The following is a 13,673-nucleotide window of genomic DNA, read 5'->3' as shown; positions in this document are numbered from 1 at the left end:
GATGTGGCAAGCTGACACCCAGACGCGACTGGCGGCCAGAGGATGGGCACCAAACCATCGGGGAGCTCCACGCGCGGAGGTCGACCGCCTGGGCCCCGCCGACGGAGGAGCACCATGCCCACCGCCCGACTCCTGCCCGGCGCCCCCGTCGCCGAACGCATCCTCACCGACGTCGCCGCCGGCGTCACCGCCCTACGCGCCGCCGGCACCACCCCCGGCCTCGCCACCATCCTCGTCGGCGACGACGACGCCAGCGCCGGCTACATCCGCATCAAGCAACGCCAAGCCGCCGAACTCGGCTTCGACTCACCCCACGTACACCTGCCCGCCACCGCCACCCAGGCCGACCTGCACCGCGCCATCGCCGACTTCAACACCGCACCCGAGGTGCACGGCCTGCTCATCCAGCACCCCATCCCCGCACACCTCGACTACGACCGGGCCCTCCAGACCATGGACCCCGACCTCGACGTCGACGGCATGCACCCGCTCAACATGGGACGCCTCGCCCTCGGCCTGCCCGGCCCCCTGCCCTGCACCCCCGCCGGCATCGAAGCCCTGCTCGCCTTCCACGACATCCCCGTCGCCGGCCGTGACGTCGTCATCCTCGGCCGAGGCGCCACCCTCGGCCGACCCCTCGCCCTGCTCCTCACCCAGAAACGCCCCACCGCCAACGCCGCCGTCACCGTCGTACACACCGGCGTCCCCGACTGGGCCACCCACACCCGCCGCGCCGACATCCTCATCGCCGCCGCCGGCGTCCCCGGCATCATCCAACCCGAACACGTCCGCCCCGGCGCCGTCGTCATCGGCGGCGGCGTCCGCTACGCCGGCCGACGCCTCCTGCCCGACGTCGACGAAAGCTGCGCCGAGGTCGCCGGCGCCATCACCCCCCGCGTCGGCGGAGTCGGCCCCACCACCGTCGCCATGCTCTTCCGCAACGCCCTCGACGCCGCCCGCCGCGCCACCGGCCACGCCTGATCCACCGCCGTCCAACTCCCGGCCGGCTCCGGCGACACCTCGCCACCGGAGCCGGCCGGCGGACACCGCCGGAAACAGCGCAACCGCCCGATCCGGACACCAGCGACGAGGACCCCGAGAAAGGCGACCCGCCACGGTCGCACCGGCAGGCCCCTCAGCCGTCAGACCGCTCGTCGAACGCATCCACCAGGGCCGAGGCGAGGAGGGCGACAGCCCGATCATCGTCGCGGACCAACCGCCCCAGGACGCCCCGCGCGACGCCCGCCGGCAGCTCGGCGAGCGCCTGGGTCAGTCGCATCCGCACCGCGGAACCCGCAGTGCGTGCGGTGAGTTCGTCGACCAGCGCACCCACGACCCGTTCCGCGCACCCGGGGTCCAGCGACAACGCCCCCAGGACCTCGGCCGCCTCGACGTCGTTCGCGCCTTCGACCACCATCCCGACGAGTGTCGGCACAGCAGCGGACGCGCCACGCCCACCCAACGCCAGGGCAGCGTGCCTGCGCACCGCCAGATCCGAGTCCCCGAGTGCGTCCGACAGCGCCGTGCTCGCCTCGTCACCGGACATCTCGGCGAGCGCCAGGACCGCGCGCCGCCGGATCTCGACGTCCTCCGAGTACACGCCGGACGCCACGCTCGCCACCGCGTCACCGCCCGCCCGCGCGAGCGCCCACCGCAGGGCACCGGCGACGTTCGGATCGGACTCGGCAAGGACCGCCTCGGCCAGCAGCCCGGTGGGAACCGGCACGTCCTCGGCCGGGGCCAGGACGGCCTGCTGCCGACGCGCGGCACTGGGCGAGTTGAGCCCGTGCAGGAGTTCGACGATACGCAGGACGCCCTGCCAACCGGAGGGCGCCGAGGCATCCACCGCCCGGAGCCGCTCAAGTAGCTCCTGCTCCCGCTCCAGCCGCTCCTCGGTCCGTCTGATCAAGTCGCCGACCAGCACGGACGGCGCGAAGGCAGGATCCTCCAGAGCACGTCTGATCTGCCGCAGCGACAATCCCAGCGACCGCAGACTCTCCACGTGGAAGATCCGGCGAATGTCCTCGGCGCAGTACTCACGGTAGCCACCCAACGTACGGCCCGTCGGTCGCACCAGCCCGAGTGAGTCGTAGTGCCTGAGCATCCGGGCGCTCACCCCCGAGCGGCGCGCCACCTCACCGATCAGCACCCGAATCCCTCAACCCGTTCCGGACCGAGCGCGACGATCCGTTTCGCCTCCTCGACGGCTGCGTCGAAACCGACATCCGGATCGCGCAGGAGCAACTCCGTAGCGCGGGCATGCGCCCTCACCGCCGGATCGGCACTCGCCATCCCCGTCCGCAGGGCCGGCTCGATCACGTCTCCGAGTGCGACAAGTGCTCGACTGAGACTCAGCTGCACACCCCGGTCACCGCGACCGAGCTGTGCAGCCAGCTCCACGGCCAATCCTGTCTGTTCGCCGTCGGGCACGAGGACGACAGCAGCGCGCCATGCGCTTCGCGCGACCTCGTCGTCGGCGTCGTGCAGCAACGACCGGGTGATCGCGGAATACGCGCTCCTGTCACCGATCTTGGACAGCGTATGCAACGCCTGGCTCCGGGCCTGAGCGCGCTCGGCACGAAGCTCCGCACGGAGCCTGGGCACCGTGACCTCCGCCGGAAGACGGGTCAACGCCCAGGTGAGCATGTCACGCACGAAGAAATCCGGCTCGATCGCGCACCGCGCCACGAGCGCATCGACGAGGCCGGGATCGGCGTGCGTACCAACGGCCAGAGCCGCCTGGAGCCGCGTCGACGAGTTCCCGGCGCTCAACGCGTCGCGCAGGCGTGCGTCCGGTGAATTTCTGTTCGTCGGGTCCACGCAGACCACCTCCTGCGCCCAGTGAAGACCTTGTCACAGTGTCAACGTCAAGCCACGACCAAGACCGTCCCCGACGTGCGGCCCCACCCCTCCGCCTACGACCGCGCGACCGGCACCAACCCCGCCAACGCCCGATTGGTACGGTTGGACCGCACCGCCTCGCGCTGCTGCCCGGCCGTCACCTCGATGTACGTCTGCGACGACGCCAACGACGCGTGCCCCAGCAGCCGCATGATCTCCGCCGCACTCGCCCCGTCCTCCGCCAACCGCGTCGCGAAGGTGTGCCGCAGCGCGTGCAGACGCGCTCCGCGCGGCACCCGGTCGGTGATGCCCGCCCGCCGGTAGCAGGACTCCACCAGATACTGCAGCCCACCCCGCCGCAGCGGCTCGCCCCTCCGGTCCACCAACAGCGGCACGTCCGGCCGCACCGTACGCGACCCGAACCGGTGGACCCGACTGTCCAGGTAGCCCACCAGCACCCGGTCGAGATCCGGCTCGATCGGCACCACCCGCGGCCGGCCGCCCTTGCCGGCGACGTCGACCCGTCGCTCACCGGGGCGGCCCGCCAGCGAACCCACCCGCAGTGCCAGCAGCTCCGACAGCCGCAGCCCCGCGCAGAGCGCCAGCGCCAGCACGGCCAGGTCGCGCTCCGGCCACGGATCGCGCTGGCGGCCCTCGTCGCGGGCCACGGCGGCGAGCAGCCGCTCGGGGGTGTCCGCGCCCCGCAGCGGCTTGGGCTGGGGGAGTGGTGCCCGGGGCCGGCCGACCGCCGGCATCGGGTTGCCGGCGACCACCCCGTCGGCGACCAGGAAGGAGAAGAAGCTGTTCCAGGTGGACCAGGCACGGTGTACCGAGGCCGCCGCGCGGGGCTCCGCGAACCGGGCGAACGCGGCACGCATGACACGGGGAGTGAGGGCGGCGACGGGCAGCGCGTCGCGGGGGAGGGGAGGGGTGGCTGCCTCGGCCGCCAGCGCGGTGACGGCCTGCAGGTCCCGCCGGTACGCCTGCAGCGTGTGGGGAGAGGGCTTGCGGGTGGCGCGGGCGGTCAGGAACTCTTCGATCAACTGCTGTACCGATTCGTCCTGTTTGTCATGCATAAGGGATATTATGCATGAATTTCGGGTTCGGCGGCAACGCCAGGAGAGGGGGAGGCCGTGCGACGGTACGTCCTGACCGGCGCGCCGGGGGCGGGCAAGACGACGCTCGCCGACGCGCTGCGACGGCGGGGATGGGAAGTCGTCGGGGAGGCGGCCACCGACGTCATCGCGGCGCAGCAGGCACGGGGCGTCGCCGAACCATGGCGTGACGCGGGCTTCCTCGACGCCGTGGCTCGGCTGCAGCGCCAGCGCCGGGAGGCGTACGGGACACGCGGCCTCGTGCAGGTGCACGACCGCTCACCCCTGTGCACGCTGGCGTTGGCGCGGTATCTGGGCCGACAGCCGGGGCGTGTGCTGACCGACGAGGTCGTGCGGGTGCTCCGCGACGGCGCATATCAACGGCAGGTGTTCCTGGTCCGGCCGCTGGGCTTCGTGACGCCCACCGCCGCGCGCCGGATCAGCTACGCCGACTCGCTGGAGTTCGCCCGCGTGCACGAGCAGATCTACCGGGCGCACGGCTGCGAGTTGATCGTCGTGCCGGCCGCGCCGGTGCACGTGCGGGTCGCCCTGGTGGAAGCACACCTGCGGCGGCTCGCCGGCCCGCGGATCCCCAGGTGAGGGAGGGCCGGATCCGGTCAGCTTTACATAATGCACATTATCGAATCACAGTCGGGTTCGAGCCGAGCCCTGATCGTTGACAGTTCAGGTGCTGGATCGGCGGCGATTAGCCGCCAACGCGTGGGCCCCGGAGGGTGGGCGATCCGATCGTTGTCGCCGAACCCGCACGACCGTACGGCTAGGTCGCAGCGGCGCGGACCGCGGTCGAGGAAGTCGTCGCCAGTTCGGGCCGAGCCGGCATGAACAGGGTGGTGACACCCAGCGTCTCGTTCATGGCTGCCAGCTGACACTCGCGCTCCGCGTCGATCGCGTTCCGTACGCCACGGATGATCACTCCGGCTCCGTGTTGCTGGCAGTAGGCCGCGGTCAGCCCGCTCCAGGCTGCGACCGTCACGTTCTCCCAGTCCGCCGGGAGGATGGCACGAATGTCCACCGCGCGTTCCGCACCGGTCCTGGCGGGCCGCTTCTCGTCGTTGACCGCGACCAGCACCGTCACGTGTGCGAACAAGCGCCGCGCCCGATCGACGAGATCACGATGACCGTCGGTGAAGGGGTCGAACGTTCCGGGATAGACAGCTCGGGAGCTTCGGGGATCGCCCACAGGCAGGTGAAGCACCGACGCATGCTATCTGCCGTCCGGGTGGCTCGACGTCACTGGGAGCGGACTCCGGGGGCTTCCGTGCCGAGCGCTGATCGGGCCGCGCCTGTGACACGGCACAGCCCGATCAGCGCTGCTCAGGTCTCCCCCGGCCGTATTCCGGCCGACGCGCATGATTCCTGAGCTGCCGAGACGACGCCGCGGTCGCTCGTCTGCCGTCTCATCCCGGTCTGCCTCGTCGCCCTCCCCTGCGGTGCATCAGGCCGTGTCGATCGCGCGGTGCAGGCGTCGTGCTTCGGTGACCAGGCGGCTCGTCCCTCCCCTGCCGGCGACATCGCCGAGCCCGGGCACCTCGATCCGGACACCCGTGGTGGTGGCCGTCTCCGCCGCCAGGCTCAGCAGGTCGGGCACGCCGCGTGCGGGCTTGGCGGCGGCGAGCAGGGCCGGTAGCGCGGCGGCGAGCAGTCGCCACACGGTCAGCGGGGCCCCGGCCAGGGCGGCGTCGCGTAGTGGTTCCACCGCCCGGGACAGCTTCACGAGGTTCGCGGTGACCAGCCGGCCCAGTTGCTCGCCCGTGCCGGCGGCGTCGAGCTGATCGGCCGCGGCGAGCCCGAGGAGGGCGTCCAGGGTGGCGATCCGGTCGGCGCCGTGGCGGGCGCCGAGCCCGTAGGCCAGGGCCAGATCGAGGGCCACGCCGCCGGGACCGGTGCTCTCGGCGAGCAACGGGAGGATCGCGGCGCCGTCGCGTTGGTCCATGTCCGCGGTGGCGGCCACCGTCGGGAGGGCGTACGCGGCGATCACTCCCCGGTGTCCCGGCAGGATCGACGGCCACAGGTTCACCCAGCCGGAGTACTCGGATCCGAGGGGTTTCGGGTCGGCGGTCAGCAGGCCGTACGGGTCGGTGTATCCGTCGGGTGGGCGCAGTTCGACCAGGTGCCGGTTCGGTGGTAGCTGGTCGTACTCCCAGTCGTTGCCGTGCTTGCGGGCTCGGCGGGTGACGGTGGTGGCGCGCATGACCGGTTGCGGGAGCCCGCCGGAGCGTAGCCAGTCGGCGAGCCTCTCCCCTGCCGGTGTGCCCAGTGCCGCCGCCTTGCCGGCCACCGCTGGATCGGTGTCGGTGGGTAGGCGCAGCAGGGCCTGGGTGAGGTCCCAGTGCCATGCTGGCTGGTCGCCGAGGGCGGTGAGCCGTTCCAGCAGGGCGAGTGGGTCGAGCATGCCGTTGGCGGAGGTGGGGGTGGCGAGCAGGCCGGGTTGGCCGGGCTCGTTGAGGTGGGCGCCGATCTCGGTGAGGCGGGCCCGGAGCAGTCGGTGTGGTGGGGGTACGCGGGGGTCGGTGGTCTGGTCGGTGCGGCGTACGGCGGCGAGCAGTGCCTGCCAGCGGCTGCGTCGTCGGGGCTGTTGGTCGGTGGCGCCGGCGGTGGTGAGTACGTCGACGACCACCTCGCACAGGCAGAGGGGGTCGTAGCGGTGTTCGTTGCCCCAGGACCAGTGCCGGCGCTCGATGACGGGGGTGAGTGCGGCGTGCACCCGGGTGCTGTCGGTCGTGGTGAGCCGGACGAGTCCGTCGAGGATGCGGTCCAGGGGGGTGCCCTGGGACTGGGTGCCGAGGAGGGTGGCGACCTCTTCGGCGAGTTCGTCGATGTCGGTGATCGGGGTGGGTGCGGGTGCGGGTGGTGGGGGTGGTGGGAGGTCGTCGCCGCGTGGTCGGGTGACGGTGGGGGCGGTGGCCGGGTTGTGGCCGTGTCGGGTGGCGAGGGTGTTCGCGCGGTCGCGTAGCTCGATGGCGGGGTGTTCGGTGGCGATCGCGATGATCTCGGCGATTTCGGCTGCCCGGTCGCGGTGTTGGCGGGCCAGGCGGTCGAGCCAGGTGAGTTGGGTGCGTACGAGTGCCTTGTCGGGGCGTTGCAGCACGTCCCGGGAGGTGTCGAGGAGGGTCTCGATGTCGAGGTCGGGCAGGTCTCGTAGTGCTGTCTGCGCCATGGTGGCGACGGGGGCTGGTGCGTCGGTGAGCAGGCGGAGGTAGTCGGTGGTGTGGGCGGTGACTTCGGCGGTGGTGGGTTTCAGTTCGGTGAGCAGGATGGTGAAGGCGCGTAGTGCGGCGGCGCGGTCGCCGCGCAGCAGTCGGCCGATGGCGCCGTCGATGAGGGTGGTCCGGTCGATGGTGCCTTCGGTGGCGAGTTGTGCCAGGGCGGTCGGCAGTGGGTGTCGCTGCCGGTCTTCCCAGGTCGTGGTGATCTCGTCGAATGTCATGCGGGTGCCGAGGCCGTCGACTTCGAAGAGTCGGGGCAGCATGGCGGTGAGGAACGGGTCGGCGCGTAGCCGGTCGATCAGGGGGGTCGGGCGGCTGCGGTGTTGTCGGTCGGGCAGCGCGGCGGCTTCCAGCCACAGTTCGACGAAGCGGTCGTTGGTGGGTGGTGTGGTGTGTGTGATGTGCAGTAGGGCGGCGATGAAGCGCCAGCGTTCGGTCCAGGTCTGTTGGTTGATTTTGGTGGCGAGCCGGTGTGCGAGGTCGCCGAGCCAGGTGATGCCGCGTTCCTCTGCGGTTTGTGCCATGAGGGTGGCGGCGCGTTGACCGTGGGGGTTGACGTTGTTGCGGCCGAGGATGGTGGCGGCCTGTGCGGCGGTGGGGAGGCAGCCGACGACGGCGACGGCCAGGGCGGTGCCGGAGCCGACGGTCCACCAGGTGGTGCGGTGTTGTTTGAACCAGGTGGTCAGGTCGTTGCCGATTTCGCGGCGGCGTTGCTCGGGTAGCCCGGCGAGGGCGGCGGCGATCTGGGGGGCGGCGGCGTTCTTGATGAGGTCGAACAGGTCGCTGGTGCCTCCGGCGGCGAGTTCGCGTTGGCGTCGTGCGGTGCTCTTGATGAAGAGTTGTTGTTCTGCGCGGGTCACACCGGCTCCTCGGCGCGGTCGGTGGTCAGCATGCGGGTGGCCAGTGCGTGTCGGCAGGGGCCGCGTTGCCCTCGGTGCTTGGCCCACCAGGGGCAGGTGCAGGTGAGGTCGCCGTCGGGTAGTTGGCGGACGCGGTAGGTCTGGTCGCCGCTGCGGATGGTGGCGGAGGTGCCGTCGAGTTCGACGGCGCCGGCGTCGAGTAGTGCCCGGGCGCCGATCAGGCGGGGGTTGTCGCGTTCGGCGCGGCTCGCGTCGTAGGGCATGACGCGGTGGAAGTATGCGGCCTCGGAGACGTCGTAGCCGACGCGGCCGGCGGTGCCGAGTTGGGCGAGTGCGGCGCGGACGCGGGTCGGGGTGAGGTTGGTGTCGGTGGCGAGTCGGTCGACGTCGATGGTGGGGTCCCAGGAGAGCATGGCGGCGACGAGGTTGGCGTCGTCGACGACGTCGTCTCCGGCGAGTGCGGTGAGTGCGGCGCCTTCGCCGGAGAAGCCGCGGTAGGGCTCGGGTGAGAGGGTGAGGGAGAGTCGTAGGGTGCCGGTGTCGAGTTCCCAGGTGCTTGGTGCGGGTGCTGAGCCGGCCGCGATGGTCGGGCCGTAGACGCGCAGGGTCTGGGCGAAGCGGAGCATGCCGCGCAGGGCGGTGAGTCGGCTGGGGCCGGCGAGGCAGACGGCTCCGGGGACGGGTCGGGAGGTCAGTCGCAGGGAGCGGCCGGCGGGTACGGCCCAGAGGACGGTCCGGTCGTTGGTGGTGGGTAGCCGGCGCAGGAATGTGGCGGCTTCGGTGGCGGGGATCTCGGCGCGGGGTTCGAATGCGGCGGCGAGGATCTGCACTTCGGCGAAGCCGCGGAGCCAGCGGGCGGGTAGTGGCACCTTTTTCTCGACGACGGGGCCGTCCATGGTGGAGACGGTGAGGTCGTCGGGGCCGACGGAGAGGTGCAGGGGGTCGAGGCCGCCGACGCGGGCCAGTGCCTCGCGCAGGGGGTTGTTGACGTCGACGTTGGTGGTGCCGTGTTCGAGGACGTCGCCGTCGAGGCCGGCGGGTAGGGCGTCGAGGCGGGCGTAGACGCCGCAGCAGCCGGAGAAGGACTCGAAGCGGAGTCGGTCGCGGCTGCCGGTGACGACAGGGTCGAGGCTGGCGGGGCTGACCGGTCGGTGGTAGCGGGTGCGGGCTACCTCGGCGACGGCGAGCAGGCCGATGGCGGCTGCCTGTGGGGTGGTGAGGAACCCGGTGAAGAAGCGGGGGTTCGGGGTGGGGCCGCCGCTGGTCTGTAGGGCGAGTCCGCCCTGTCCGAGGGCGGAGGAGCCGAGATACCGGTACGTCTGGACTGCGCTCACGTCCGCGGACAGTAGATGAGGTGTGTGACAGGAACCAGTGGGTGTGGTTTGTCGTGCACGTGGGCGCGATCGTCGCGTCTCAGCATCGGGGGGTGCGTGGTCGGGTCCTGGGTCGTTCCCGGCTGGGGTGTCTCTGTCCGGAAACTGCCGGCGGGCGACCGACCTGCTTGTGGCGGTGAGAGTGGAGAATGACGGGGTGGTGGTTCGAAGCGCAGTTGTCATGTCGCGTGCACGTCCGGAAGGGGGGAAGGGGTGACACCCAGGCCTGCGTCGCGCGGTTTTCCTACCGGTTTGCGGGTGCTGTTTGGCGTTCTGGGGGCGGGTTCTTTCAGCACCGGGGTGGTCGCCGTCTTCATCAGTCAGAACGGAACAGGCACGGGCGTGCTACTCGTCGTTGGAGCTGCCGTACTCTTTCTGACCGTGCTCGGCAATCGCATCGAGAGTCTGGAGTTCGGCGGCGCTAGGCTCAGACTGCGTGCCGCCGCGGCGCAACGGTACGCCTTGGCTGAGGAATCTGAGCATCGTGGTGATGTCGCCGAAGCTGACCGGTTGAGGCAGGAGGCGCGTGCTTTCATGGACGCTGCGCGGCCGATCGCGGCAAGCTACCGCAGCGTGCGCGATTCTTTGCCTTCAAGTCCTGAACGGACGAAGATCTTGGAGAACATTGTCCTCGGAGCCCGCCGGTTGGCTGAGAAGGAGTCTTTTGAAGCGGTGGAGGTCGCCCACTGGCTGCGCCAGGGAAATGAGGAGGAGCGGATTACTGCTCTGGCGATGATGCAGGCCAAGCCAGAGTTGCGTGATTTCGAGGCGATGATCGCTGCGATCCGCGAGCCGCGCAGCGCATTCGAGCAGTATCACGCGTTGAAATTGGCCGTCGTCATGCTTGAGGACTTGGAGCCGGCGCAGCGGTTGTGGCTTGCTGCGACGGTCAGGTCCATACGTGGGCTTCGCTTTCGCCAGGACAGTGAACGACGGAGGCTCGGTGAGGTGATCCTGCAACGAGCGGAGTAGCGGCGCTGGCAGGGTGGGAGCCAGGTGACGGCCCCTGCCCAGCGGCGTCCGCTGGATGAGCCGCTACGCAGGTCAGAGGCCGCCGGCGACGCGTAGGACGGTGCCGGTGGTGTAGGTGGCGTCGGGGCCGAGGAGCCAGGCGATGGCGCCGGCGACCTCGTCGGGTTCGCCGGGGCGGCCGAGGGGGATGCGGCCGGCGGCCCGGTCGGGGCGGTCGGGTTGGCCGGAGAGGGCGTGGATGTCGGTGCGGATGATGCCGGGGGCGACGGCGTTGACACGGATGCCGCGGGGGGCGAGTTCCTTGGCGAGGCCGGTGGTGAGCGTGTCGGTGGCGGCCTTGACGGCGGCGTAGTGGATGTATTCGCCGGGGCTGCCGAGGGTGGCGGCGACGGAGGAGACGTTGACGATGGCGGCGCCGGTGTCCATGCGACGGGCGGCCTGTTGGGCGCAGAGGACGTAGCCGATGAGGTTGACGTCGACGACGGTGCGCAGGTCGGTGGGGTCGAGGTCGACGAAGGCGCCGATGGGGCTGGTGACGCCGGCGTTGTTGACCAGGCCGGTGATCGGGCCCAGGTCGGTGGCGGCGTCGAAGAGGGCGGCGACCTGGTCGGGGTCGCGGGTGTCGGCGGGGACGGCGAGACCGCGTACGCCGGTGGCTTCGATGTCGGCGAGCACGGCGGTGGCGGCGGTGTGGTCGCGGCGGTAGCTGAAGGCGACGTGGTGGCCGGCGTGGGCGAGGCGGCGGGCGGTGGCGGCGCCGATGCCGCGGCTGCCGCCGGTGATGACGGTGACCGGTGTCATGGGTTGTCTCCTGCGGTTGCTGCTGGGCCCGACGCTACCCGTGGCGGCGGGTGGGTGGGCTGCGGGGAACGTCACGTGGCGGCGCATCGGCACGAGTCAGTCGCTGGTCATGGTCGGGCTCCGGTGGCGTGCTGGATCGCCGCGACGGTGGCGGGTGCGGCGGGGTCGGACAGCAGGATCTCGTCGTAGCCGGTGGTGTGGCGGTCGACGGTGAGGTGCAGGCCGGGTTGGCCGGCGCGGGCGCAGACGAGTTGGCGGGGGCCGCCGAGCACACCCCAGATGCCGATCTTGACGAAGCCGGAGACGGTGAGGCCGCTGCGGGCGCCGCGGGCCAGGCGCAGCGGTTCGGCGACGGCGGTGGCGTGTCGGACGGCGGTCAGGGGCACGCTCAGGTGGCGGTGGCGGGTCCACAGTCGTTCGCCGGCGGTGAAGTGGATGTGGATGCCGTCGGGTGTGAGGGTCGTCGAGGCCATCAGGTGGGTCCTTCCGTGGTGTCCGGGTCGTCGGTGGGTCCGGGGTCGGCCGGCAGCAGGATGGTGGCGAGCAGCCGGGGAGTCCGGTCGGCGGTGGGTTCGTGCCGGGCGAGTGGGAGCAGCAGTGCGCTGAGGTCCTGGGCGAGTCGGGCCAGTTCGGCGTCGCTGAGGTGCAGGACGAGTTGTTGGTAGCCGACGCCGTCGGCGGTGTAGTCGATGTGTTCGCGGTCGAGGTAGCGGGTGAACTCCGACAGCAGGCTCGACACGAAGGCGGTGAACCAGCGGGCGTGGTCGTCGCGGGTGGCGGCGGCGAGGGTGGTGGCGTCGGGTGTGACGCTGCCGCCGGGTAGCGCGTAGATCCGTTCGGTGGCGCCGCCGACGCGGCGTTCCTCGGCGACCTCGACGAGGCCGGCCCGGGTCAGGGTGGCCAGGTGTCGGTAGAGGGTGGCCTGGGGGATGTCGGGCAGGGCGGCGGCGAGGTCGCGGGTGGTGCGGCGGGTGCCGGCGATCGCGCGCAGGATCCGGATGCGTACGGGGTGCAGGGCCAGGTCCGACCATCGGTGCGGCGAGGTGTCCACACCCTGACGCTATCATTATCGAGAATGATAACGCCAGCGCGGGGTGGGATCGCATACGCTCGGCGCACTCAAGGTGTCGACGGTGGAGGTGCGGTCGTGGCGGGTGTGGGTGTCGGGGACGTCGTGGAGGACTTCGAGCTGCCGGACGAGACGGGTACGCCCCGGCGGTTGTCGGAGTTCCTGGCCGCCGGCCCGGTGGTGCTGTTCTTCTACCCGGCGGCGCTGACGCGCGGGTGCACGGCGGAGAGCTGCCACTTCCGGGACCTGGCGGCGGAGTTCGCGGCGGTGGGCGCCGCCCGGGTGGGCATCAGCCGGGACCCGGTGGCGAAGCAGGCGGAGTTCTCCCGGCGGCACGGGTTCGACTATCCGCTGCTGTCGGACCCGGACGGGGTCGTGGCGGATCAGTTCGGGGTGCGGCGCCGGCTGCCGTTGGGCGCGTTGAGCACGCGGCGGATGACGTTCGTGATCGGCACGGACCGGCGGGTCGTCGAGGTGGTCCACAGTGAGCTGAACATGAACGACCACGCGGACGCGGCGTTGCGGGCACTGGGGGGTTGATCTTCCGGTTGTCGGGCCGAGCTGGTATCAAGGCAGACATCTGAACAGGTGTACGAGGGAAGAGGTTGCTGATGGGTGCCGCGGGCCAGGGTTTGTCCACTGACGAGGTGCAGAGCATCCGGGAGGCGCTGGCGGCGGGCCGCAAGCCGAAGGTGGTGTTCACCGCATCGGCGGGTCAGATCGCCGGCCAGGTGGGTCAGGTGGTGGAGTTGACCGACCCGGCGGTCTCGGACGAGTTCGTGGTGGTCCGGTTCGGGCGCGACGAGTTGCCCTTCTCCCCCGCCGACGTGGCGGTGGCGCCGCGGGGTGCGGGGCGCAAGGTTGCCGAGCCGGAGCCGGAGCCGCAGGTGGAGACGGCGGCGCCGACGGAGCCTGAGTTCGTGTTGGACCGGCCGCGGGTGCCGGCGCCGCGGGAGGAGTCGAAGGTGGAGACGGCGGACGCGAAGCCGGCGCCCGCGCCGGCACGCAAGGCGGTGAAGGCGGTGAAGCCGAAGGGGCCGGCGGGGCTGACGGTGACGCTGGCGTACGCCGACGGCGAGTGGACGGTGGCGGCGCAGCAGGGCAGCAAGTCTCTGGCGAAGCCGTACGTGGTGAAGCCGGCGGAGGCGCTGCGGATGGTGGCGCTGGTCGACGTGCCGGGCGTGCACGAGGCGGTGGAGCAGATCATGGCCGCGGAGCGGGCCGAGGCGGAGCAGCAGGCGGAGAAGCTGCGGGCGGAGCTGGCGGAGATCGAGGCGCGCCTGGCGGAGCTGCGCGAGGCGCACTGACACCGACGGCCGGCGGGGCGGGTGGCGCGATGCCACCAGGTCCGCGACTTCACCGACGACGACCTCAAGCGGTACGCCGAGATCGCCCAGTTCCAGCAGGACAGCAAGATCGTCACCCAGAAGGCGGAC

The 13,673-nt window shown here is 71.4% G+C and carries 14 protein-coding genes; 5 read left to right on the top strand and 9 right to left on the bottom strand.

Annotated features, from left to right (window positions below; translation table 11 throughout):
• The first annotated feature begins 114 nt into the window (after nucleotides 1-114).
• Nucleotides 115-981: a tetrahydrofolate dehydrogenase/cyclohydrolase catalytic domain-containing protein gene (locus ABZ809_RS28950; protein ID WP_357565787.1), complete on the top strand. Its 867-nt coding sequence runs from the start codon at nucleotides 115-117 to the stop codon at nucleotides 979-981.
• A gap of 154 nt (nucleotides 982-1,135) precedes the next feature.
• Here the strand turns inward: ABZ809_RS28950 and ABZ809_RS28945 are convergent, their stop codons facing one another.
• From ABZ809_RS28945 to ABZ809_RS28935, 3 genes are all read right to left on the bottom strand, one after another.
• A complete protein-coding gene (locus ABZ809_RS28945; protein ID WP_357565786.1) occupies nucleotides 1,136-2,149 on the bottom strand; it encodes a MerR family transcriptional regulator in 1,014 nt (337 codons plus the stop codon).
• Nucleotides 2,143-2,820: a HEAT repeat domain-containing protein gene (locus ABZ809_RS28940; protein WP_357565785.1), complete on the bottom strand. Its 678-nt coding sequence runs from the start codon at nucleotides 2,818-2,820 to the stop codon at nucleotides 2,143-2,145. The genes ABZ809_RS28945 and ABZ809_RS28940 overlap by 7 nt, the downstream gene beginning before the upstream one ends.
• A 95-nt stretch (nucleotides 2,821-2,915) precedes the next feature.
• Nucleotides 2,916-3,917, bottom strand: a complete 1,002-nt coding sequence (locus ABZ809_RS28935) for a tyrosine-type recombinase/integrase (protein WP_357565784.1) — start codon at nucleotides 3,915-3,917, stop codon at nucleotides 2,916-2,918.
• A 57-nt stretch (nucleotides 3,918-3,974) separates the two neighbouring features.
• On the opposite strand from ABZ809_RS28935, the gene ABZ809_RS28930 reads away from it, so the two are divergent.
• The gene (locus ABZ809_RS28930) at nucleotides 3,975-4,535 is read left to right on the top strand and encodes an AAA family ATPase (protein ID WP_357565783.1); all 561 of its coding nucleotides are present in this window, start codon (nucleotides 3,975-3,977) and stop codon (nucleotides 4,533-4,535) included.
• 178 nt (nucleotides 4,536-4,713) lie between these two features.
• On the opposite strand, the gene coaD is transcribed toward ABZ809_RS28930, so the two are convergent.
• The 3 genes from coaD to ABZ809_RS28915 all read right to left on the bottom strand — a co-directional run bounded on the left by coaD (nucleotide 4,714) and on the right by ABZ809_RS28915 (nucleotide 9,356).
• Entirely contained in the window at nucleotides 4,714-5,151 is a 438-nt protein-coding gene (gene coaD, locus ABZ809_RS28925; protein ID WP_357565782.1) for a pantetheine-phosphate adenylyltransferase, read from the bottom strand.
• Between the two features lie 240 nt (nucleotides 5,152-5,391).
• Nucleotides 5,392-8,022: a DUF6493 family protein gene (locus ABZ809_RS28920; protein ID WP_357565781.1), complete on the bottom strand. Its 2,631-nt coding sequence runs from the start codon at nucleotides 8,020-8,022 to the stop codon at nucleotides 5,392-5,394.
• Complete coding sequence (locus ABZ809_RS28915) at nucleotides 8,019-9,356, bottom strand: SWIM zinc finger family protein (protein WP_357565780.1); 1,338 nt, start codon at nucleotides 9,354-9,356, stop codon at nucleotides 8,019-8,021. Before ABZ809_RS28915 ends, ABZ809_RS28920 begins: the two co-directional genes overlap by 4 nt.
• A gap of 297 nt (nucleotides 9,357-9,653) precedes the next feature.
• On the opposite strand from ABZ809_RS28915, the gene ABZ809_RS28910 reads away from it, so the two are divergent.
• Complete coding sequence (locus tag ABZ809_RS28910) at nucleotides 9,654-10,367, top strand: hypothetical protein (protein ID WP_357565779.1); 714 nt, start codon at nucleotides 9,654-9,656, stop codon at nucleotides 10,365-10,367.
• 72 nt (nucleotides 10,368-10,439) lie between these two features.
• Here ABZ809_RS28910 and ABZ809_RS28905 read toward each other — a convergent pair whose 3' ends face one another.
• The 3 genes from ABZ809_RS28905 to ABZ809_RS28895 all read right to left on the bottom strand — a co-directional run bounded on the left by ABZ809_RS28905 (nucleotide 10,440) and on the right by ABZ809_RS28895 (nucleotide 12,219).
• The gene (locus ABZ809_RS28905; protein WP_357565778.1) at nucleotides 10,440-11,168 is read right to left on the bottom strand and encodes an SDR family oxidoreductase; all 729 of its coding nucleotides are present in this window, start codon (nucleotides 11,166-11,168) and stop codon (nucleotides 10,440-10,442) included.
• Nucleotides 11,169-11,275: 107 nt separating this feature from the next.
• Nucleotides 11,276-11,641 carry a hypothetical protein gene (locus tag ABZ809_RS28900; protein ID WP_357565777.1) on the bottom strand — a complete coding sequence of 122 codons (366 nt, stop codon included), beginning with the start codon at nucleotides 11,639-11,641 and terminating at the stop codon, nucleotides 11,276-11,278.
• Nucleotides 11,641-12,219 carry a helix-turn-helix domain-containing protein gene (locus ABZ809_RS28895; protein WP_357565776.1) on the bottom strand — a complete coding sequence of 193 codons (579 nt, stop codon included), beginning with the start codon at nucleotides 12,217-12,219 and terminating at the stop codon, nucleotides 11,641-11,643. The genes ABZ809_RS28900 and ABZ809_RS28895 overlap by 1 nt, the downstream gene beginning before the upstream one ends.
• A 96-nt stretch (nucleotides 12,220-12,315) precedes the next feature.
• On the opposite strand from ABZ809_RS28895, the gene ABZ809_RS28890 reads away from it, so the two are divergent.
• Nucleotides 12,316-12,777, top strand: coding sequence for a peroxiredoxin (locus tag ABZ809_RS28890; protein WP_357565775.1), 462 nt, complete (start codon nucleotides 12,316-12,318; stop codon nucleotides 12,775-12,777).
• A gap of 71 nt (nucleotides 12,778-12,848) precedes the next feature.
• Nucleotides 12,849-13,544: a hypothetical protein gene (locus tag ABZ809_RS28885; protein WP_357565774.1), complete on the top strand. Its 696-nt coding sequence runs from the start codon at nucleotides 12,849-12,851 to the stop codon at nucleotides 13,542-13,544.
• Nucleotides 13,545-13,673: the final 129 nt, after the last annotated feature.

This window comes from Micromonospora sp. NPDC047074 (genome assembly GCF_040643815.1).
In the GTDB taxonomy this organism is placed as follows: domain Bacteria; phylum Actinomycetota; class Actinomycetes; order Mycobacteriales; family Micromonosporaceae; genus Micromonospora.
Note: the sequence above shows the minus strand (reverse complement) of the source record. Positions and strands in the feature narration are given on the sequence as shown.

What these genes read in the sequence shown, in the direction of transcription:
- ABZ809_RS28950 (WP_357565787.1), top strand. Translation starts at nt 115, where the DNA reads ATGCCCACCGCCCGACTCCTGCCCGGCGCCCCCGTCGCCGAACGCATC.
- ABZ809_RS28885 (WP_357565774.1), top strand. Translation starts at nt 12,849, where the DNA reads ATGGGTGCCGCGGGCCAGGGTTTGTCCACTGACGAGGTGCAGAGCATC.
- ABZ809_RS28905 (WP_357565778.1), bottom strand. Translation starts at nt 11,168, where the DNA reads ATGACACCGGTCACCGTCATCACCGGCGGCAGCCGCGGCATCGGCGCC.
- ABZ809_RS28935 (WP_357565784.1), bottom strand. Translation starts at nt 3,917, where the DNA reads ATGCATGACAAACAGGACGAATCGGTACAGCAGTTGATCGAAGAGTTC.
- ABZ809_RS28900 (WP_357565777.1), bottom strand. Translation starts at nt 11,641, where the DNA reads ATGGCCTCGACGACCCTCACACCCGACGGCATCCACATCCACTTCACC.